Annotated in this window: 16 protein-coding genes; 8 read left to right on the top strand and 8 right to left on the bottom strand. The window is 65.3% G+C overall.

Features of this window, described 5'->3' with window-relative positions; all coding sequences use genetic code 11:
* Positions 1-5 precede the first annotated feature (5 nt).
* The 4 genes from XI02_RS26110 to XI02_RS26125 form a co-directional block, all read right to left on the bottom strand.
* A complete protein-coding gene (locus XI02_RS26110) occupies positions 6-305 on the bottom strand; it encodes an acylphosphatase (protein ID WP_016841402.1) in 300 nt (99 codons plus the stop codon).
* Positions 302-1,168: an oxaloacetate decarboxylase gene (locus XI02_RS26115; RefSeq protein WP_016841403.1), complete on the bottom strand. Its 867-nt coding sequence runs from the start codon at positions 1,166-1,168 to the stop codon at positions 302-304. Before XI02_RS26115 ends, XI02_RS26110 begins: the two co-directional genes overlap by 4 nt.
* Positions 1,169-1,305: 137 nt before the next feature.
* On the bottom strand, positions 1,306-3,321 hold the full coding sequence (locus XI02_RS26120) for an acetyl/propionyl/methylcrotonyl-CoA carboxylase subunit alpha (protein ID WP_038380418.1): 2,016 nt from the start codon (positions 3,319-3,321) through the stop codon (positions 1,306-1,308).
* Positions 3,322-3,528: 207 nt separating this feature from the next.
* Positions 3,529-3,735, bottom strand: a complete 207-nt coding sequence (locus XI02_RS26125; protein ID WP_016840474.1) for a hypothetical protein — start codon at positions 3,733-3,735, stop codon at positions 3,529-3,531.
* A gap of 339 nt (positions 3,736-4,074) precedes the next feature.
* Between XI02_RS26125 and XI02_RS26130 the strand changes: the two genes are divergently transcribed.
* On the top strand, positions 4,075-4,854 hold the full coding sequence (locus XI02_RS26130) for a thermonuclease family protein (RefSeq protein WP_016840473.1): 780 nt from the start codon (positions 4,075-4,077) through the stop codon (positions 4,852-4,854).
* 102 nt (positions 4,855-4,956) lie between these two features.
* A complete protein-coding gene (locus XI02_RS26135) occupies positions 4,957-7,425 on the top strand; it encodes a PAS domain-containing protein (RefSeq protein WP_026192871.1) in 2,469 nt (822 codons plus the stop codon).
* A 19-nt stretch (positions 7,426-7,444) separates the two neighbouring features.
* Here XI02_RS26135 and XI02_RS46420 read toward each other — a convergent pair whose 3' ends face one another.
* The 3 genes from XI02_RS46420 to XI02_RS26150 form a co-directional block, all read right to left on the bottom strand.
* Complete coding sequence (locus tag XI02_RS46420) at positions 7,445-7,597, bottom strand: septal ring lytic transglycosylase RlpA family protein (protein ID WP_370143545.1); 153 nt, start codon at positions 7,595-7,597, stop codon at positions 7,445-7,447.
* Positions 7,598-7,845: 248 nt separating this feature from the next.
* Entirely contained in the window at positions 7,846-8,295 is a 450-nt protein-coding gene (locus XI02_RS26145) for a PPC domain-containing DNA-binding protein (RefSeq protein WP_172647825.1), read from the bottom strand.
* An 81-nt stretch (positions 8,296-8,376) separates the two neighbouring features.
* Entirely contained in the window at positions 8,377-11,079 is a 2,703-nt protein-coding gene (locus XI02_RS26150; protein ID WP_172647824.1) for an EAL domain-containing protein, read from the bottom strand.
* Between the two features lie 259 nt (positions 11,080-11,338).
* Between XI02_RS26150 and XI02_RS26155 the strand changes: the two genes are divergently transcribed.
* The 5 genes from XI02_RS26155 to XI02_RS26175 all read left to right on the top strand — a co-directional run bounded on the left by XI02_RS26155 (position 11,339) and on the right by XI02_RS26175 (position 18,545).
* Complete coding sequence (locus XI02_RS26155; RefSeq protein WP_018272058.1) at positions 11,339-11,566, top strand: hypothetical protein; 228 nt, start codon at positions 11,339-11,341, stop codon at positions 11,564-11,566.
* A 92-nt stretch (positions 11,567-11,658) separates the two neighbouring features.
* A complete protein-coding gene (locus XI02_RS26160; RefSeq protein WP_129965103.1) occupies positions 11,659-12,015 on the top strand; it encodes a hypothetical protein in 357 nt (118 codons plus the stop codon).
* Between the two features lie 111 nt (positions 12,016-12,126).
* A complete protein-coding gene (locus tag XI02_RS26165; protein ID WP_026192873.1) occupies positions 12,127-13,347 on the top strand; it encodes an efflux RND transporter periplasmic adaptor subunit in 1,221 nt (406 codons plus the stop codon).
* Positions 13,340-16,564, top strand: coding sequence for an efflux RND transporter permease subunit (locus tag XI02_RS26170; protein ID WP_018272061.1), 3,225 nt, complete (start codon positions 13,340-13,342; stop codon positions 16,562-16,564). The genes XI02_RS26165 and XI02_RS26170 overlap by 8 nt, the downstream gene beginning before the upstream one ends.
* Before the next feature lie 139 nt (positions 16,565-16,703).
* Entirely contained in the window at positions 16,704-18,545 is a 1,842-nt protein-coding gene (locus XI02_RS26175; protein WP_026192874.1) for an alkaline phosphatase family protein, read from the top strand.
* Positions 18,546-18,588: 43 nt separating this feature from the next.
* On the opposite strand, the gene XI02_RS26180 is transcribed toward XI02_RS26175, so the two are convergent.
* Positions 18,589-19,170: a hypothetical protein gene (locus XI02_RS26180; RefSeq protein WP_026192875.1), complete on the bottom strand. Its 582-nt coding sequence runs from the start codon at positions 19,168-19,170 to the stop codon at positions 18,589-18,591.
* 388 nt (positions 19,171-19,558) lie between these two features.
* Between XI02_RS26180 and XI02_RS26185 the strand changes: the two genes are divergently transcribed.
* A complete protein-coding gene (locus tag XI02_RS26185) occupies positions 19,559-20,218 on the top strand; it encodes a peroxiredoxin (RefSeq protein ID WP_016844449.1) in 660 nt (219 codons plus the stop codon).
* Positions 20,219-20,237: the final 19 nt, after the last annotated feature.

The raw sequence follows: 20,237 nt of genomic DNA on the forward strand, positions 1-20,237 counted from the left end.
GCGCGTTAGACCGTCGGCAGGACCGAGAACCGCTCCCCTGCCTGGCGCTGGTTCAAAAGATCGGAATTGCCTGATGCGGCGTGCACGGCAGCAACGCGCGCCGAGAACGGACCGCGGTTGCATGCCGCGATCATGTCAGTGACGACGTCGTCGGGGCCGGCAAATACCGCCTCGACGCTGCCGTCGCGGCGGTTGCGGACCCAGCCTTCGAGGGCGCGTGCGTTTGCCTGCTCGTCGACCCAGGCGCGATAGCCGACGCCCTGGACGCGACCGCTGATGGTGACGTGGCGGATCACGCCGCTCATTTCTTCAGACCAAGGAACTCGCCGCTGCGCGCCTTGGTCTCCGCCTCGCGCATGACGCGACCGGTCAGTTCGGACGAGGCAATGCCCCTGAGGTTCTTCGGCGAGGTGCCTTCGCGCAGCGCCTTCAGCGTCTCGAAGACGGCCTGGGTTGCGGCCGCGAATGGTGCGTGGCCTTGCAGCGCGATCCTGACGCGCTGGCTTGCCAGATAGTCGAGCGCGGTCATCTCCTCCGGCGCGCCGCCGAGCACGATCGGCAGCGTCGTCGCGGCCGAGAGCGCCTCCAGTTCGCCTCGCGATCTGATGCCGGTGAAGAACAAGCCGTCGACGCCGACCGCCTCATAGGCCCTGGCGCGTGCGATCGCATCGTCGAGATCAGTGATCGAGACGGCACCGGTCCGGCCCAGGATGACGAGCGACGGATCGCTGCGGCCATCAAGCGCGGCCTTCATCTTGCCGACACCTTCTTCCAGCGAGATCAGCTGGGTCTTGGCCTGGCCGAACGCCTGCGGCAGCAGCGTGTCCTCGATGGTAAGGCCGGCCGCGCCAGCCGCCTCCACCTCCTGCACGGTGCGGCGGACATTGAGCGCGTTGCCGTAACCGTGGTCGGCATCGACGAGCACCGGCAGCGTCGACGCACGCGACATGCGGCGTATCTGCTCGGCGAATTCGGTCAGCGTGATCAGCGCAATATCGGGGTCGCCGAGCACAGCGAGCGAGGCCACCGAGCCGCCGAACATGCCGAGCTCGAAGCCGAGATCCTCCGCAATCCGGATCGAGGTCGCGTCATAGACCGAGCCCGGGCGGATGCAGGTTGATCCGTTGAGAATCGATCGCAGTGCTTCGCGGCGTTTGCGGAAGGCCATGATGTGTCTCCATCCACGTCATTGCGAGGAGCCCGCGGCAAAATTGCTAAGCAATTTTGCACTGAAGCGACGAAGCAATCCATCTCTCATCATGCGCGGTTAGATGGATTGCTTCGCTGGCGCTCGCAATGACGGTGCTAAGCGAACTCCAGGATCAGCGCGTCGACCGCGAGCGTGGCGCCGGCGGCGGCGTGGATCTTCTTGACCGTGCCGTCACGCTCGGCGCGCAGCACGTTCTGCATCTTCATGGCTTCGACCACCGCCAGGGTCTCGCCGGCCTTGATCTCCTGCCCCTCGGTCACCGCGATCGACACCACGAGACCAGGCATCGGGCACAGCAACTTCTTGCCGGTATCGGCGGCCGAGACCACCGGCATCAGCCGCGCCGAGGTCGCCTCGGTCTCGGTGAAGACATAGACCGGGACCTCAAAGCCCTGATGCGCGAGGCGGAAGCCGTTGTTGATCGCCCGCACCTGCACGGCGACAAAATTGCCGTCGACGGTGCCCTGCCAGACCGGCTCGCCGGGCACCCAGCTCGACACCAGATTGTGCGGATTGCCCGGCAGCCCGTCGGTGCCGATGAAGCGCACAGCTATCGCGTCGGCCTCGCGCGCGACGTCGAGTGCGATCTCGGCGTGGTCGAGCCACACCGCGCGGCGGCGCTCGCGTTGCACCACGCGGCCGCCCATCTGGCCGGAAATCTGCCGCTTGCGCTCGCCCAGCACGTGGTCGATGGCGGCGCCGACCGCGGCCAGCCGCCGCGCGATCTCGCCCTCGGGCGCGCGTGCCGAAAATCCCTTGGGAAATTCCTCCGCGATGAAGCCGGTCGAGAGCCGGCCCTCGCGCCAGCGCGGATGATTCATCAAGGCCGACAGGAACGGAATGTTGTGCCGGATGCCGTCGACATAGAACGCGTCGAGCGCGGTCGCCTGCGCCTCGATCGCCGCGGCGCGCGAGGGGGCGTGGGTGACGAGCTTGGCGATCATCGGATCGTAATGGATCGAGATCTCGCCGCCCTCCTGCACGCCGGTGTCGTTGCGGATCGTGATGCCGTCATGGCTGGCCTCGGCCGGCGGACGATATTTCACCAGGCGCCCGATCGAGGGCAGGAAGTTGCGGAACGGATCCTCGGCATAGACGCGGGATTCCACCGCCCAGCCGGTCAGCGTCACGTCCTTCTGCACGATCGCGAGCTTCTCGCCGGCGGCGACGCGGATCATCTGCTCGACGAGGTCGATGCCGGTGATCAATTCGGTGACGGGATGCTCGACCTGCAGGCGGGTGTTCATCTCCAGGAAGTAGAAGCTCTTGTCCTGGCCGGCGACGAATTCCACAGTGCCGGCCGAATCGTAGTTCACCGCCTTCGCCAACGCGACCGCCTGCTCGCCCATCTTGCGGCGGGTGGTCTCGTCGAGCAGCGGCGACGGCGCCTCCTCGATGACCTTCTGGTTGCGGCGCTGGATCGAGCACTCGCGCTCGCCGAGATAGATCACGTTGCCATGTTTGTCGCCGAGCACCTGGATCTCGATGTGCCGGGGATCGACGATGAATTTCTCGATGAAGACGCGGTCGTCGCCGAACGAGGCCTTGGCCTCGGCCTTGGCGAGCCCGAATCCCTCCTCGACCTCCCTCGTCGAATAGGCGATCCGCATGCCCTTGCCGCCGCCACCGGCGGAGGCCTTGATCATCACGGGATAGCCGATCGCATCGGCAATCCTCACCGCATGCTTACCGTCCTCGATGACGCCGAGAAAGCCCGGCACGGTCGAGACGTCGGCGTTGGCCGCCGCCTTTTTGGATTCGATCTTGTCGCCCATCGCGGCGATGGCGCCGGGGTTCGGACCGATGAAGACGATGCCGGCGGCTTCCAGCGCGCGCGGAAACGCCTCGCGCTCCGACAGGAAGCCGTAGCCGGGATGCACCGCCTGCGCACCGGTCTTGCGGCAGGCGTCGACGATCTTGTCGATCAAGAGATAACTCTCGGCCGCGGCGGGCGGGCCGATCAACACGGCTTCATCGGCCATCTCGACATGCAGCGCGTCGCGGTCGGCCTCGGAGTAGACGGCAACCGTCTCAATCCCCATACGGCGCGCAGTCTTGATGACCCGGCAGGCGATCTCGCCGCGGTTGGCGATCAGGATTTTCTTGAACATGCTCTTCTTGCTTGGGCTTCTTAGGACTTGTGCTTCTTAGCACTTGGGCTTTGGCAGGATTCCTCCCCGCGCAATCTGGCACGGGCGATTGGGCGTAACCACTCCGTGGTACAGCAAATTGCCCCGGAGGCAACGGTCTAATGCACGCCCTGCCCGATACCTGGCCAAATCCTCGGCCAAATCCTCGGCGGTAGCCTGAGGGGTATTTCAGCCCGAATAGGTCTTGAAGCGGCCACGCGAATGCGCCTTGGCGACGGCTTTCATCAGTTCGCTGACCTCGTTCTCCAGGAATTCGTTGGCCACGATCAGCGCCCGGATGGTGGCGCGCAGATTCCCGCCGCAGGCGGAAATGGCCTGATCGACAGCGGCTTCCAGCCCGTCATCGTCGTCAGATTCGGGCCGTGCAGACATCATTGGTTATCCGGGTTCAGGTGGCGCATCATGTTCCTAGTTTGTTCTCATCAAGTCAATCGGATCTTCGATCGGACGCGGTCTCCTGGGCCGCCCCTCTCTTCCGCCGCCAGCGCGCGAGGCATTGCAGGTCCAGATGTCGGTGACGATTTCGGCGAGGACGTTGATGATTGAACTCGGCCATGCGCATCCCTTCAATGGCAATGTCCGGCCGTTCTACGTCGCGGAATGCCGATCGGGACGTGACGGTGCGCACGCCCCTATTCGCGAACAGTCCTTGGTTGGATCGTACCGGCTTGTGCTAGAAGTTCAGATGCCCGCCAAAGATCTGAAGTTGAGAAAATGCGGTTTCGAAATCCGGTCGCCACCACGCTTCTCCTGGCCTGCCTCTCTGCAACCACCAGCCTGACTGCAACCGCAGGCCCCACGGCGTCAGCGGTCATCAAGGACGCCGGCACCGTTCAGCTCGGCAACACGACCTATCGGCTCGACGGCATCGACGCGCCGGCGGTCGATCAGCTTTGCATCGACGAGCACGCCGACGTCTGGACCTGCGGGATCGAGGCGCGCGACCAGCTGACCAGGCTGATCGGCGGCAAGCAGGTTCACTGCGACGATATCGGCGTCGATCCGACCTTCAAGAAGCGCCGCCTCGGCGTCTGCAAGATCGAGGGCGACCCGACCAGCCTCAGCCAGGTGTTGGTCCAGAAGGGCTATGCTCTCAATGTCGAGGAATCGGCCACTGGCCGATTCAAGCCGGACGAAGCCACCGCCAAGGACAATCGCGCCGGGCTCTGGAAGGGCTGCTTCGTGGCGCCGCGCGACTTTCGTACGGCCAGGAAGGACGGCGCCCTGCTCGGCAACGCCTGCCCCGGCGACCGCGACCAGCAGATCCGCGACGCGCTCTTCCCCGACGACCTGCCGATGCCGGCCAGCTGCAACATCAAGGGCAAGTACGCCGTGCGCGCCCGCGTCACCGGCAATGTCGGCATCTACCATCTGCAAGCGTGCCGCAGTTACCCGGGCCTCGGCAATCCGGATCGCTGGTTCTGCTCCGAGGAGGATGCACAGGCGGCCGGGTTCCGCCGGGCCTATAATTGCCGTCCGCCCAAGGCCAAGTGAGTGGCAAGTGAAGAACCAGTGAAGGGCAAGTGACCGCCGTAAATCAAGCTGGCAAAGCCGCCGCGTCCTGTGTGAAACTGCACCGAGAGGTTGCCGGCGCGCATGACCCCATCCGATCCCGCTGATGTGCTTCCCGAAGCTGCGGCAGCCGAACGGCTGCGGCAGCATCTTGAGGAGATCGCGCGCGAACGCGATCGCGCCCATCGCGAGCTCCAGGAGCGCGAGGCGGAACTGGCGCGGATCCAGCGCATCGCGCGGGTCGGCGGACTCGAGATCGATTTCCGCGACGGCGTGCGCAACCGCCGCTCTCCCGAATATCTCCTGGTGCACGGGCTGCCGCCCGAAGAGGTCAACGAGACCTATGAGAACTGGGTCGCGCGCATCCACCCCGAGGATCGCGAACGCACGATCCGGCACCTGTTCGGCGTGCTCAAGGCCGGCGGCGAAGACTACACGGCCGAATACCGCATCATCCGCCCGAACGACGGCGAGAGCCGCTGGATCCGCGTCGTCGCCAAGATCGAGCGCGACCGCAGCGGCCGTGCGCTGCGGCTGGTCGGCGCCGATCTCGACGTCACCGATCAGATGTTGGCGCAGGAGACCCTCCGCGAGAGCGAAGAGCGATTCCGCCTGATCGCGGACAGCGCGCCGGTGCCGATCTGGGTGACCAAGCTCGACCGCACCCGCTCCTTTGCCAACCAAGCCTATCTCGACTTCCTTGGACTGCCATTCGAGGAAGCGATCGTGTTCGACTGGCGCAAGGCGCTGCATCCGGATGACCTGCCGCAAATCCTGCAGGAGCAGATCACCGGCGAGCTGTCGCTGAAGCCATTCGTGCTCGAGGCCCGCTATCGGAACGCCGCGGGCGATTGGCGCTGGCTGCGCTCGGAATCGCAGCCGCGCTGGGACCCGAACGGCAAGCACATCGGCTTCATCGGCGTCGCCCACGACATCACGGCGGCGAAGGAAGCCGAGATCGAGCTTCGCAAGCTCAACGAGTCGCTGGAGCGGCGCATCCTGGAGCGCACCGCGCAGCTCGAATCCCGCGAAGCGCAGACGCGCGCGATCCTGGAAACCAGCCATCAATACCAGATGCTGCTCAATCGCGATGGCGACCTGCTCTACAGCAACCAGACGGCGCTGGCCGGCATCTGTACCGATGCCGCCGACGTCGTCGGCAAGCCGTTCTGGGACACGCCGTGGTTCGCCGCGACCGAGGGCATGCCGCGCGTGATCCGGAATGCCTTTGCGACCGTGATGCGCGGCGAGGAAGTCAAGATCGAGATGCAGCTGCGCCTGCCGATCGGCGAACGCTATTTCGATTTCGCGATGCGGCCGCTGCAGGACCAGCACGGCACCATCGTCGGCGCCGTGCCGGAGGCCGTCGACATCACCGAACGGCGCCGCGGCGAGGAAGCCCTGCGGCAATCGCAGAAGATGGAAGCGGTCGGCCAACTCACCGGCGGCGTCGCGCATGATTTCAACAATCTGCTCACCATCATCCGCTCCGCGACCGACTTCCTGCGCCGCCGCGAGCTGCCGGACGACCGGCGCCGCCGCTATATCGACGCGATCTCCGAGACCGTGGAGCGAGCCTCCAAGCTCACCGCGCAGCTATTGGCATTTGCGCGCAGGCAACCGCTCAATCCGGAAGTGTTCAATGTCGGGACGCAGGTCGACAGCGTGACGCAGCTGATCCGCCCGCTGGTCGGCGCGCGGATTCACATCGAGGTCAGGATCGAGGATCCCGACTGCTTTGCGATCGCCGACATCGGCCAGTTCGAGACCGCGCTGCTCAATCTCGCGGTCAACGCCCGCGACGCCATGAGCGGCGAAGGCCAGCTGACGATCGGCGTCCGGAAGGTCAAGAATATCCCTGCCCTGCGCGCCCAGGCCTCGCGCAGCGGCGATTTCGTCACGGTCTCGATCCAGGACACCGGCACCGGCATCTCGCCGGAAAATCTCGACGCGATCTTCGAACCGTTCTTCACGACCAAGGAGGTCGGCAAGGGAACGGGTCTTGGATTGAGCCAGGCCTTCGGCTTCGTCAAGCAATCCGACGGCGACATCGAGGTCACCTCCACGCCCGGGCACGGTGCGACCTTCACCATCTATCTGCCGCACGCGATGCGCCCGGCGGACGCCAAGGTCGCAGCCAGCGCGGGCACCGAGCAGGCTTCGATCGGCCGCGGCTATCGCGTCCTCGTGGTGGAGGACAACGACGATGTCGGCCAGTTCTCCACCGAGCTGCTCGAGGATCTCGGCTATTCGGTCAAGCGCGCGGCCAATGCCAATGCCGCGCTCTCGATCCTCTCGGAGAACGAGTTCGCCGCCGACCTGGTGTTCTCCGACGTGATCATGCCGGGCATGAACGGCGTCGAGCTCGCCGGAATCATCCGCGACCGTTTTCCCGGCCTGCCGGTGGTGCTGACCAGCGGCTACAGCAACGTGCTCGCCGAGAATGCGCACAGCGGCTTCGAGCTGATTCAGAAACCCTATTCGGTCGAGGCCCTGTCACGGACGCTCCGAAAGGCAATCGCCGAACAGCGGGCGACCGCTTCCAAGCCCTGATCCTGTCGCCCGCCGCGCTCTACTGGATCACGACATGCGCGACGCCCAGCTGAAGGATGCCGAGCGCGCGGGCCGCGGTGGTCGACACATCGATGATCCGTCCACGAACGAACGGGCCCCGGTCGTTGACGCGGCACCGGATCGATTTTCCCAGATAGGAGACGGTGATCATGCTGCGAATGGCCGCTTGCGATGCGCGCAGGTCATCTCGCCACTCCTGCCGATGCCTCGATAATAGGACGCAAGGCCACTCTCTGCGTTTGCCATGCACGAGGCAAACAGCAGCATGGCCGCGGACGTTGCTGCGGTCTTCATTGATCGCCTGCTGGTAGAGCCCCGCAAGGGAACGCGGTTCCGCAGGTTCGGTTCCGCGCCTCAGCGTCGGCAGGTCGATTTTCAGGAACTTTTCGACGGAAGGCGTCAGGCGGTCGCGGCGGGATCGATCAGGGCAAGGCCGAGCTCGGGCCGCTTCCGCCGGCGAAGCCTGGCGGGGGCTTCCGTGACCACAACCTCCAGCGTCGGGCGGACGATGCCGGCAAGCAGATGGCCGCCGCGGGTCGACCCGTCCGACAGTCCGAGCACGATGTGCATGTGCAGGCTGGCCTTGCCGTCGTCGCCGGTCGCGATATCGCCGATCGCGCACAGCACCTCGCACTGCTCGTCGATCTCGATCTTCCGATAGCTCTTCGATGCGAAGTCGAACCATCCGACGGTTGCCCGCTCGAACGCGCCGATCGCGGTGAGCGATGCCGCCGTCACCTTCGCATCATTGGCGAACTTCGTCAGCGCGCCGAACGCTTCCTCGCCGCTATCGAGCACGACGACGTGAACCTGCGCGCTGGGCGCATCGGACACGAGCTTGCTTTTCATGGACCGCCTCGCCTCTCAAGAGCTTCCACTCTCAATCGGAGACAGCGACGATTGTTCCTGACAGAGGGGATCGGCAGCCGCTCAGGCGGCGACGCAATCGGCCGCGAGCAGCGTCCGCAGGTCCCGCGCAGGAACCGGCCTGCTGAACAAATAGCCCTGCATCTGCGTGCAGCCGAGCATCTGCACGGTGTCGCGCTGCTGGTCGGTCTCGACGCCCTCGGCGGTGGTGATCATGTTGCGGTCGGCTGCGATCGAAACCACGGCGCGGATGATCGAGGCCGAGCCGCTGTTGCGGGTCACTTCCTTGACGAAGCTGCGGTCGATCTTGATCTTGTCGAACGGGAAGCGCTGCAGATATTGCAGCGACGAGTATCCGGTGCCGAAATCGTCGAGCGCGATGTGGACACCGAGCGCGCGGAGCTGGCCGAGCGTGACCAGCGCCGCATCGTCGTCGGCGATCAGCACCGCCTCGGTGATCTCGAGCTCGAGCCGGCGCGGATCGAGCCCGCTCTCGGCAAGCGCATTGGCAACCTTCAGCGCCAACGTCTCCGACTTGAACTGGATCGGCGAGACGTTGACCGCGACGCGCACATGCGCCGGCCAGGCTGCCGCCTCGGTGCAGGCGGTGTGCAGCACCCACTGCCCGATCTCCTCGATCAGCCCGGTCTCCTCGGCAACCGGTATGAACTCCGCCGGTGAGATCATGCCGCGCATGGGGTGCCGCCAGCGCAGCAACGCTTCGCAGCCGGTTACCTCGTCGCTGCGCAGATCGACCAGCGGCTGGTAGTGCAGCTCGAAGCCGCCCTCGGCCAGCGCGGTGCGTAAGTCGGCCTCCAGCGCGCGGCGCAGATTGGCCTGCGCTTCCATCGCCGGATCGAAGAAGCGATGGGTCCTGCGGCCCGCTGCCTTGGCCGCGTACATCGCAAGGTCGGCACATTTGAGCAGGCGGAACAGGTCGGAGCCGTGACGCGGGGCGATCGCAATGCCGATGCTGGCGTCGCTCGACAAATGATGGCCGAGGCAGTCGAACGGCGTGCGCAGCGACTGATAGATGCGTGCGACCAGGTCGCCGACGTCGTCGTCCGAGGTGATGTCGTGCTGGACGATCGCGAACTCGTCGCCGCCGAGCCGCGCGATGAAATCGTTCGACCCGACCGACTGGCGCAACTTCTCGGCGACGCGCCGGAGAAATTCATCGCCGATCAGATGGCCCAGCGTGTCGTTGATCCGCTTGAACTCGTCGATATCGATGTAATGGATGGCGAACTCGCGCGTGGCGGCCTCGAGCAGCAGCCCTTCCGCGTGGCGCTGGAACAGCGTCCGGTTCGGCAGATTGGTCAGCGCATCGTAATGCGCGAGATATTCGATCCGCGCCTGCGCACGCCGCCCATCGGTGACGTCCTCAAGCGTGGTGGCCCAGCCGCCGTCGGGCGCACGCTTGTAGATCAGGCGGATGCTGCGACCGTCCGGCGTCATGATCACGGAGTCCCGGACCTCGTCACCCCTGGGATTGGTGAAGCGGGCGCAGTACTCATCGACGTCGCCGACGAACGAGCCGATCGCCTGGCGATGCAGGATCAGGTCGCGCAGATGGCAGCCTGGCCTCGCGACATCAGGCGAGAGGCCGAACATGTCGATATATTGCTGGTTGCAGATCACGAGCCGCGCCGAGGCGTCGAACAGCAGCAGCCCCTGCGTCATGGTGTTGATCGCGGTGTCGAGGTGCTGGCGTTTCTCGGACAGCCGGCGGCTTGCCGCGTCGTGCTGCCGCTGCAGCTGGCGGACGATCAGGAAGACCGCGAAGCTGATGATCAGGACCGCCAGCACGGCTGCGCAGAACTGCAGTTTGGTCTGGGTGCGCCAGTCCTCCAGCGCGCTCGATGTTTTCGTGGTAGCGAGGATCAGGATTGGAAAATGCGACAGCGATCTGACCGCACCGACGTTCTCCTCGCCTGAAGCGCCAACGAACCGTCCCGACGTGTTGCCGCCAAAGCTGATGACCTTTTGGAACACCGGCAGGTTGATGATGTTGCGGCCGATCACGCCGGCATCCTGCGGATAGCGCGCGATGATGGTGCCATCGCGGTGGATCATCGAAATCACGGTGTCGCCGCTCAGCGCCAGCGAGGCGACGAAATCCTCGAAATGGCTCGGCTCGACGCCGCGGCTGGCGAATCCGATGATCTCGCCGTTGCGCCCGGTGATCTTGCGCGCAAAGATAGTGGTCCAGTTGCCGGTCACCTTGCTCATCGCGGGCTCGACGATCACAGGTGAGGTCGGCCGCCCCGAAGTGAACTCCCGGAAATAGCGCCGGTCAGCGACGCTGATGTCGGGCACCGGCCACATCTCGGATGAGTTGATCAGCCATCCCTTGGCGTTGAACAGATTGAGCCCGCCGACATGCGGCAGCGCCGCCAGCCGCGTGCGCAGCATCTCGTGCGCGCTCAACAGCGACATGTTCTTTTCGAACTGATCGGCGGTCTCGACCTGCTCGGCCCGCAGATAATTCACGATGTCGTCGTGGACATGCTGGAGGTCGGTAAGCTGCTGGTCGAAATGCCGCGACAGCAGCAGCGCGGTGTTGTTGAGCTCGCGCTCGGACATCTCCAGCGCGCGCTCGCGAAACTGCAGCGCGAGATAGCCAGTGCCAAGCGTGATGGCGAGCACCAGCAGCGCGGCGCTCAGGACGAGCCACTGGATGGCGCCCATTCTGCTGGCGCGCAACACACCCTTGATCGACAGCCGCCGGTATTCCGGCACGCTGCTCGTTGAGACAACCGACATTTTCCTGCCCCTGTGGATGCCCTTGTACGGGAACACAGCCCAAGGGGTGGTTAGGAAAATCAGTTATCGGACGGTTAAGGAGAGCGTGGACTCGCGCGCAACCGGCCCCTCGGCCGCTCCATGCTCACGAGTTGCAGCAAGCCGAGGCCCCGGGCGGCGCGGCCTGGGACTGTGGGGCGAGGGCGGCGGCGCTGGATGGATATTCCATCCCAAGCATGCTCAGATATCAACAGCGTTACAACAGGGGTTCTGCTGAGGAATGGATGCGCTGACGCTGTTCGGGTTATTCGCCGTGACCATGATGCTCGTCTGCTATGCGGCCGAAGATCGCAGCCCCTGGTTCATCCTGGCCTTCGCTGTCTCCTGCGCACTCGGCTCGGCCTACGGTTTCCTGCAGGGCGCCTGGCCGTTCGGCCTCGTCGAAGCGATCTGGGCGGTCGTCGCGGCGCGCCGATGGCTGCTGCGCCGAACCGCAGACAGCGCGTAACGTTATAGTATCCACGGCCAATCTGTCGCGGCCCCGAACTTGAATGCGCGCGGGCACGGCGCTAAGTAGGCCCCATGGACGCTTCGCGCACCATGATTCAGTCTTCTCCTCACGCAACGGGATCGCGCCGCTGGCGCAGCCTGCTTGCGGGACTGATTTCGCTCGCGCTGGTGCTGTCGTTCTTCCATGGCTGGACCTCCGACGGCGATGCCGACGCGGCTCACGGCTTCTCGATCGCACAGTCGATCGACGACGCCAGCGCCGGCGGCAAGGCTCCGGCGCATCCGGCCTCACCTCACGGCGACCATTGCCTGACGCACGTCGCGTCCGTGTCTCCGCAGGAGACCGCGTTCCCGATCGCCTATGCGCCGCATAGCTATGGCCACAGCAGCACTGGGCTGCCCGCTTCGGCCGATCGCCTCTCTCCCTTCAAGCCACCCCGCGCCTGATCCGGTCGACATGACCGGCCGTGCGTTGCTGCCATTCGCCAGCGCACGCTTCCGCACAGATCGATGTCGCGACAGCGCAGGGCCATAGGCCTGCGCTGCGGAGAGGCGCATATGAAACGGGTTGTTCTATTTTTCGCCGGCGTGGCCGCCGGCATTGCACTGGTCGTTGCGGCGGCGGGATGGATCGGCTGGCCGGTCAGGTTCCCGGCCGCGACGCAGGAGACTGCGACGACAGACACAAAGACCGAGGCCCGGCACGAGGCCCCCGGACATATCGAGCTGAGCGAAGACCAGGTTCGCGAAGCCGGCATTACCTTCGCGCAAGCCAGCGGCGGCATGCTGAAGCGGCATTTCCTCGCGCCGGGATCGCTGATCCCCGATGCGGATCACATCGGCCGGGTCTCGGTGCGCGTGCTTGCGACGGTCACGGAACTGCGCAAGCGCCTCGGCGATGTCGTCGAGAAGGGCGAGATCGTCGCCGCAATCGAAAGCCGCGAGGTGGCCGACGCCAAGAGCGAATACCTCGCCGCGCGGCTCACCAACGATCTGCAGCAGACCCTTTACGCGCGGCAGAAGACGCTGGTCGAGACCCGCATTGTGTCGGAAAACGAGTTCCTGCGGACGCGGCTGACCGCGAACGACGCCCAGATCAAGCTCGATGGCGCCCGGCAGAAGCTGTTTGCGCTTGGCCTCTCGGAGAGCGAGATCGCCGATCTGCCGAACCAGCCCCCGGAGAGCCTGCGGACGCAGTTCTTGCGCGCGCCGATCAGCGGCCGGGTGTCCGAACGGCGCGTCGATCTCGGCGGATTGATCGGGCGCGAGGGCCAGGAGAGCGAGCTCTATGTCATCGTCAATCTCGATGACATCTGGGTCGACCTCGCGGTCTCACCCGAAGACATCGGCGCTGTCCGCGAAGGCGTTTCGGTGAAAATCCGCGCCATCGGCACCGAGGATGAAGCCAGTGCCGGCGTGATCTTCGTCAGCCCCCTGCTCGACCGCGAGACCCGCAATGCGCGCGTGATCGCGACCATGCCCAACAAGGACCACCGCTGGAAGCCGGGCACCTTCGTCACCGCGGAGGTCCCGCTGTCAGATGCGCCGTCGACCGTGATCGTCTCGAAGAAGGCGCTCCAGACCATCAAGGGAACGCCGACCGTGTTCGTGCGCGATGCCGACGGCTTCGAGGCACGGTCGGTGCGGACCGGCCGTGAGGACGACGACGACATCGAGATCGTCGCCGGCCTCGCAGCCGGCGAGACCATCGCGGTGCAGAACACCTTCACGCTGAAGGCGGAGTTCGAGAAGGACGAGGCGGAGCACGACCATGATTGAGCGCATCATTGGTCTTGCGATCCAGCGGCGCTGGGTGGTCGTCACATTGGCGGCGACCCTGATGTTCATCGGCGGCCTTGCGCTAACCAGGCTGCCGATCGACGCAGTGCCCGACATCACCAACAAGCAGGTCCAGATCAACACGGTGGCCCCGGCGCTGTCGCCGGCGGAAATCGAGAAGCAGATCACCTTCCCGATCGAGACGGCCCTGGCCGGCGCGCCGGGGCTCGAGAGCACGCGCTCGCTCTCCCGCAACGGCTTCTCGCAGATCACGGCGGTGTTCAGCGAGGCCACCGACATCTATTTCGCCCGCCAGCAGGTCGGCGAGCGCTTGACCGAGGTCCGCGCGCGGCTGCCGCAAGGCATCGAGCCGCGGATCGGCCCGACCTCGACCGGCCTCGGCGAAATCTACATGTGGACCGTCCATTACTCCGGGCAGAAGGTGCAGGCCGACGGCGCGCCGGGCCTGCAAAGCGACGGCCGCTTCCTGACGGCGGACGGCCAGATGCTGCAGAGCGAGGTCGAGAAAGACGCCTATCTGCGCACCGTGCAGGACTGGATCATCAAGCCGCAGATCAAGATGGTGCCTGGCGTCGCCGGCGTCGATACGATCGGCGGATACCTCAAGCAGTATCAGGTCCACCCCGATGCGGCGAAGCTGATCGCGCTCGGCCTCACCTTTGCCGACGTCGCCAAAGCGATCGAGACCAACAATGTCAGCCGCGGCGCGCGCTACATCGAGCGCAACGGCGAAGGCTTCGTGGTGCGGTCCGGCGGCCGGCTCGAGAATATCGACGAGCTCGGCGCCGTCGTCGTCACCACCCGCGGCGGGGTCCCGGTCCGGATCCGCGACCTCGCGACGCTTTCGATCGGCGGCGAGACGCGCACCGGCAGCGCCAGCGAGAACGGCCGCGAGGTCGTGGTCGGCACGGCGCTGATGCTGATCGGCGCCAACAGCCGCACCGTGTCGGCCGCGGTCGACGCCAAACTGCGGACAATCATGCCGTCCTTGCCGGCCGGCATCGAGGTCAAGACGGTCCTGGATCGCACCCAGCTGGTCGATGCGACGATCGGCACCGTGGCGCGCAACCTCAGTGAAGGCGCACTGCTCGTGATCGCCGTGCTGTTCGTGCTGCTCGGCAATTTCCGCGCGGCATTGATCACGGCGCTGGTGATCCCGGTCGCGATGCTGATGACGGCGATCGGCATGTGGCAGGGCCGCATCAGCGCCAATCTGATGAGCCTTGGCGCGCTGGATTTCGGCCTGATCGTCGACGGCGCCGTGATCATCACCGAGAACAGTCTGCGTCACCTCGCCGAGAAGCAGCATGCGCTTGGCCGCGTGCTGACGCGCGACGAACGGCTGGCGACGGTGCGGGCGTCCGCCGTGGAAATGGTCCAGCCGAGCCTCTATGGCCAGGCCATCATCCTCCTGGTCTATGTGCCGCTGCTGACCTTCACCGGTGTCGAAGGCAAGATGTTCGAGCCGATGGCGCTGACCGTGATCCTTGCCCTCGCGGCGGCCTTCGTGCTGTCGCTGACGCTGGTTCCGGCGCTGATCGCGATCGGCATCACCGGTCGCGTGCAGGAGCAGGAAAACCGGCTCGTTGCGGCGCTGAAGCGCTGCTACAGCCCGCTGCTCCGGCGCGCGGTTGCAACGCCTATGCCGGTCATCGCGGTGGCGGTTGTGCTGTTCGCCACCGCCCTGTTCGGGTTCTTCCGCCTCGGCCAGGAGTTCATCCCCTCGCTCGACGAGAAAAACATCGCCATGCACGCGCTCAGGATTCCGAGCACGGCGCTGTCGCAGTCGCAGGCGATGCAGCTGTCGGTCGAGAAGGCCGTCAGCCGCTTTCCGCAGGTGTCGTTCGTCTTCTCCAAGACCGGCACCGCGGAGGTGGCGAGCGATCCGATGCCGCCGAACGCGTCCGACACCTTCATCATCCTGAAGCCGCGCGAGCAGTGGCCGGATCCATCGCTGACCAAGGAGCAACTGATCGAGGACATCTCGAAGGCGGTCGGCCGGCTGCCCGGCAACGTCTATGAATTCACCCAGCCGATCCAGATGCGCTTCAACGAGCTGCTCGCCGGCGTTCGCGGCGACATCGCGGTCAAGGTGTTTGGTGACGAGTTCGGGCCGATGCAGAAAGCCGCCAACCAGATTGCTGCGGCGCTGCGCAGCGTGCGCGGCGCGACCGACGTCAAGGTCGAACAGGCCGGCGGCCTGCCCGTGCTCGAGATCAAGGTCGACAAGGCTGCGATCGCCCGGCGCGGCCTCAGCGTTTCGGCCGTGCAGGACGTGATCGGTGCCGCGGTCGGCGGGCAGGATGCCGGCGTCGTCTACGAAGGCGATCGCAGCTTCGACATCGTGGTGCGATTGCCGGAGAGCGTGCGCTCCGATCTCGAGGCACTGAGCAATTTGCCGGTCGCGTTGCCGAAGGCGACGCCGAGTTCGCCGGTACAGAGCCTGCCGCTCAACCGCGTCGCCCAGTTCTCCTTCACCGAGGGGCCGAACCAGATCAGCCGCGAGAACGGCAAGCGCCGCATCGTGGTGACAGCCAACGTTCGCGGCCGCGATCTCGGCTCGGTGGTCGAGGAAGCCCAGGCAAAAGTCGCGCAATCGGTGCAGCTGCCGCCGGGCTATTGGATGACCTGGGGCGGCCAATCCGAGAATCTTGCCGCGGCGCGCCAGCGCCTGGCCGTCGTGGTGCCGGCGTGTTTTGCGATGATCTTCCTGTTGCTGCTGGCGGCGATGGGCTCGGCCCGCGAAGCGCTGCTGGTGTTCAGCGCAGTGCCGCTGGCGCTCACCGGCGGTATCGCCGCACTTTGGCTGCGCGGCATGCCGTTCTCGATCTCGGCGGCAGTCGGCTTCATCGCACTGTCGGGCGTTGCGGTGCTGAACGGGCTCGTGATGCTGAGCTTCGTCCGGCAGTTGAGCGAACGCGGCGTACCGATGCGGCAAGCCATCGAGCAAGGCGCCCTCACCCGCTTCCGCCCCGTGGTGATGACCGCATTGGTGGCCTCGCTCGGCTTCGTGCCGATGGCGTTCGCCACCGGCACCGGTGCCGAGGTGCAGAAGCCGCTCGCCACCGTCGTGATCGGCGGCCTGATCAGCGCGACCCTGCTGACGCTTGCCGTGCTGCCGGCGCTCTATGCCCGGTACGGGCATGCCGGCAGCGCTGCGCGCAATGAGAGAACCGCGATTCAACCTGCGGAATGACGGTGTGTTGACCGGCATTCCGCGGGAAAAATCCGGCCGTTACAGCGCCGAACAAGCGCTGTAACATTTCTGTCATATGGCAAAACTAAACGAAGACTGCGGCGGGCTGCCGCGGGGCTTCATCAGGGGGAATAACACCATGCGTCGTGCCATTACCTTACTGTCCGCGAGCATGATCGCGCTTTCGGCGGGCGCCGCCTCGGCGCAGAACGCCAAGCCCCGCAACCTCATCCTGTTCGTCCCCGACGGCCTGCGCGGCGGCATCGTGACGCCGGAGACGGCACCGACCATGGCCGAGATCCGCGACAAGGGCGTCAACTTCAAGAATTCGCACTCGCTGTTTCCGACCTTCACGATGGCGAACGGCTCGGCGCTGTCGACCGGCCACTACCTCGGCGACACCGGCACCTTCTCCAACACGATCTATACCGGCTACGCGTCGGCGCCGGCAGGCGACACCGTGGTCCCCTTCATCGAGAACGACGCGGTGCTTGCCGATGTCGACGATCACTTCAATGGCGACTACCTCAACGAGGAGACGCTGCTGAAGATGGCCCGCGGCCAGGGTTTCAGCACCGCCGCCATCGGCAAGGTCGGCCCGACCCTGCTGTTCGACCACACCGATCGCGGCAAGAACACGATCGTGATAGACGATTCCACCGGCGGCAAAACCGGCGTGCCGCTCTCCGACGAGATGAAGGAGGCCCTGACCAAGGCGGGTCTTCCGCTCGCCACCCCGAGCCGCGGCGACAATGCCAAGGCGGGCGACGCCAAGACGCCCGGCACGACGGTCGCCAACGTGGCGCAGCAGGCCCACATGGCCGACGTCGCGACCAAGGTCGTGCTGCCGATGTTCAAGGCGCGCAACAAGCCGTTCGTGCTGGTGTTCTGGTCGCGCGATCCGGACGGCAGCCAGCACAACACCGGCGACAGCCTCAACACCATCACCCCCGGCATCAACGGCCCGACCTCGATGGCCGGCATCAGGAACGCCGACAACAACCTCGCCCAGCTCCGCAAGGCGCTCGACGAGCTCGGGCTTTCCGCCGACACCAACATCATGATCTCCTCCGACCACGGCTTCTCGACGATCTCGAAGGAGAGCAAGAGCAGCCCCTCGGCCAAGATCGCCTATAGCGACACGCCGAAGGATTTCCTGCCGATGGGCTTTGTGGCGATCGACCTCGCCAAGGCGCTGGGCCTGCCGCTGTTCGACCCCAACGACAAGAACGCGAAGGTCGCCGACAATGCCCACCCGAAGGCCGGCAACGGCGTGCTCGGCCAGGACCCGGCCAAGCCCGACGTCGTGATCGCAACCAATGGCGGCTCGGACCTGATCTATCTGCCGAACCGCGACAAGAAGCTCGCCGACCGCGTCATCAAGGCGCTGCTCGAGCAGGACTATGTCAGCGGCCTGTTTGTCGACGACAAGCTCGGCACCTTCCCCGGCACGCTGGCGATGTCGAACCTCAATCTGAAGGGCAAGGCGGTGACGCCGAACCCGTCGATCGTGGTCAATTTCCGCTCCTGGTCGAGCGGTTGCGAAATCCCGACCAACTGCTCGGTGCAGGTCGCCGACACCGTGCTGCGTCAGGGCCAGGGCATGCATGGCAGCTTCAGCCGCGGCGACACCTTCAACTTCACCGCGGCGATCGGCCCCGACTTCAAGGCGGGCTATGTCGATCCGCTGCCGGTCAGTAACGCCGATGTCGGCATGACCGCGGCCCAGCTGCTCGGTCTGCGCGCGCCGAACAATGGCGGCCTGATCGGCCGGGTGATGTCGGAGGCGCTGCCGAACGGCATGGTGCCGAAGATGGCCGAGGGCACCATCATGTCGAAGAAGCCGTCGGCCAACGGCCTGCGCACCGTGCTGAAATTCCAGCGCGTACTCTCGACCCGCTATTTCGACGTCGCCGGATTTCCGGGGCGGACGCTCGGGCTCGAGGAAACCGGCGGCAAACAGAAAACGGCGGGGAAGTGATCCCCGCCGCTCTCGTCGAATTCCAGTCGCGCGGGATGATGGCTTACATCATCCCGATGTCGAACACGTTGGGGAGCTGCGCCGCGAGCGGCAGCGCAGTGGCGCCGACCAGCGTCGCCACCATCGCCGCCAGCGCGCGGCCGGTGCGGCGCTGACCGCGCATCTGGCCCGCGATCCACTCCAGGACCTTGGTGTCCATCTTGGCGCCCTGCCTCGGCGCCCAGCGATCGATCTCGGTGTCGGGCGACAGCGCCACCGTGCGCGGCGGCACCGGCAGGCCGGACTCCGAGGCGGCATGATGGGCGATCGCCTTGGCGAGCAGATCGTCGAACCGGCCGCCATCGCTGCGCTCGGCAGCGGCCTCGTTGATCGCGAACAGCGCCTCGATCTCGGCCCGGCTGACCGGCTGATGCTCGACCGCGGCCGCCGTCAGGATGCGCGCGCACCAGGCAGCGTCATCGGCATCGAGCGACCGGGAGAAATGGATGCGGCCCTTGGTGGTCGGGCCTTCGCCGGTGATCACGCCGTCGCGCACGATGGTGAGCGCATGGGCGGCAGTCTTGCGGCAGGACGGATGCAACGCACCGCTGAGAGGCTCAGCGGTCTTGGTACTTGGGGTAGACATTGTGGGAGCTTTCAATTCCTATCTCAGGCCAGCTTTTCCATGCGGGCGTAAACGAGTGGTTAACGATTCGGAACTTGCGTTCCGAGATTTTTAGATGGTTGCTATTTGGTCGCTTTAAACGTCGTCACGGTTCAGTCCTATAGCAGCCAGGGCCGGCGTGATGACGGCGATAAGCGGCATTATCTGGGCATTTCCAAGCCTTTGTGCCGCAGCTGATATTTCGCCGCAGGGATCCGGATCAAAACAAGTTGCTTGGAATTCCACCCTCAAGGAGAAATGTTTCACCTTTTTTCAGAACCCGTTCACTTAAGCCTTATCCCGTCCTATACTGGAACAGACAGCCTCAAGTACAAATTCCACTGTGACTTCAAAGAGATGAGGTAAGATCATGACACTTCCGATTGGCGCGACCGCACCGGACTTCGAAGCCCAGACCACCGAGGGCAAGATCAAGTTCCACGACTGGATCGGCAACAGCTGGACCCTGCTGTTCTCCCATCCGAAGGACTTCACCCCGGTCTGCACCACCGAGCTCGGCGCGCTCGCCAAGCTGAAACCGGAATTCGACAAGCGCGGCATCAAGCTGATCGGCCTTTCGGTCGATCCCGCGGATCGCCACGCCAAATGGGCCGAGGACATCCTGGAGACGCAGGGCGCCGCCCCGAACTACCCGCTGATCGCCGACACCGACTTCAACGTCTCCAAGCTCTATGAGATGCTGCCTGCCTCGACGTCCGGCGACCCGCTCACCCGCACGCCGGCGGACAACCAGACGGTCCGCAACGTCTTCATCATCGGCCCCGACAAGAAGATCAAGCTGGTGCTGGTCTACCCGATGACCACGGGTCGGAACTTCCAGGAGATCCTGCGCGTCATCGACTCGCTGCAACTCACCGCCAAGCACCGCGTCGCCACCCCCGCCGACTGGAAGCAGGGCGAGGACGTGATCATCGCAGGCTCGGTCAGCAACGACGAGGCCAAGACGATCTACCCGCAGGGCTGGAAAGAACCGAAGCCCTACATCCGCATCGTGCCGCAGCCGAAGTAACGGCAGGCTCACTGCGTCC

This window comes from Bradyrhizobium sp. CCBAU 21365, from assembly GCF_015291305.1.
GTDB classification, from domain to species: domain Bacteria; phylum Pseudomonadota; class Alphaproteobacteria; order Rhizobiales; family Xanthobacteraceae; genus Bradyrhizobium; species Bradyrhizobium elkanii.

Excerpts from the sequence above, each read along its gene's own strand:
- XI02_RS26150 (WP_172647824.1), bottom strand. The coding sequence starts at position 11,079 with ATGTCGGTTGTCTCAACGAGCAGCGTGCCGGAATACCGGCGGCTGTCG.
- XI02_RS26135 (WP_026192871.1), top strand. The coding sequence starts at position 4,957 with ATGACCCCATCCGATCCCGCTGATGTGCTTCCCGAAGCTGCGGCAGCC.
- XI02_RS26170 (WP_018272061.1), top strand. The coding sequence starts at position 13,340 with ATGATTGAGCGCATCATTGGTCTTGCGATCCAGCGGCGCTGGGTGGTC.
- XI02_RS26115 (WP_016841403.1), bottom strand. The coding sequence starts at position 1,168 with ATGGCCTTCCGCAAACGCCGCGAAGCACTGCGATCGATTCTCAACGGA.
- XI02_RS26110 (WP_016841402.1), bottom strand. The coding sequence starts at position 305 with ATGAGCGGCGTGATCCGCCACGTCACCATCAGCGGTCGCGTCCAGGGC.
- XI02_RS26145 (WP_172647825.1), bottom strand. The coding sequence starts at position 8,295 with ATGAAAAGCAAGCTCGTGTCCGATGCGCCCAGCGCGCAGGTTCACGTC.
- XI02_RS26180 (WP_026192875.1), bottom strand. The coding sequence starts at position 19,170 with ATGTCTACCCCAAGTACCAAGACCGCTGAGCCTCTCAGCGGTGCGTTG.
- XI02_RS26130 (WP_016840473.1), top strand. The coding sequence starts at position 4,075 with ATGCGGTTTCGAAATCCGGTCGCCACCACGCTTCTCCTGGCCTGCCTC.
- XI02_RS26185 (WP_016844449.1), top strand. The coding sequence starts at position 19,559 with ATGACACTTCCGATTGGCGCGACCGCACCGGACTTCGAAGCCCAGACC.
- XI02_RS46420 (WP_370143545.1), bottom strand. The coding sequence starts at position 7,597 with ATGATCACCGTCTCCTATCTGGGAAAATCGATCCGGTGCCGCGTCAAC.
- XI02_RS26120 (WP_038380418.1), bottom strand. The coding sequence starts at position 3,321 with ATGTTCAAGAAAATCCTGATCGCCAACCGCGGCGAGATCGCCTGCCGG.
- XI02_RS26175 (WP_026192874.1), top strand. The coding sequence starts at position 16,704 with ATGCGTCGTGCCATTACCTTACTGTCCGCGAGCATGATCGCGCTTTCG.
- XI02_RS26160 (WP_129965103.1), top strand. The coding sequence starts at position 11,659 with ATGATTCAGTCTTCTCCTCACGCAACGGGATCGCGCCGCTGGCGCAGC.
- XI02_RS26155 (WP_018272058.1), top strand. The coding sequence starts at position 11,339 with ATGGATGCGCTGACGCTGTTCGGGTTATTCGCCGTGACCATGATGCTC.
- XI02_RS26165 (WP_026192873.1), top strand. The coding sequence starts at position 12,127 with ATGAAACGGGTTGTTCTATTTTTCGCCGGCGTGGCCGCCGGCATTGCA.
- XI02_RS26125 (WP_016840474.1), bottom strand. The coding sequence starts at position 3,735 with ATGATGTCTGCACGGCCCGAATCTGACGACGATGACGGGCTGGAAGCC.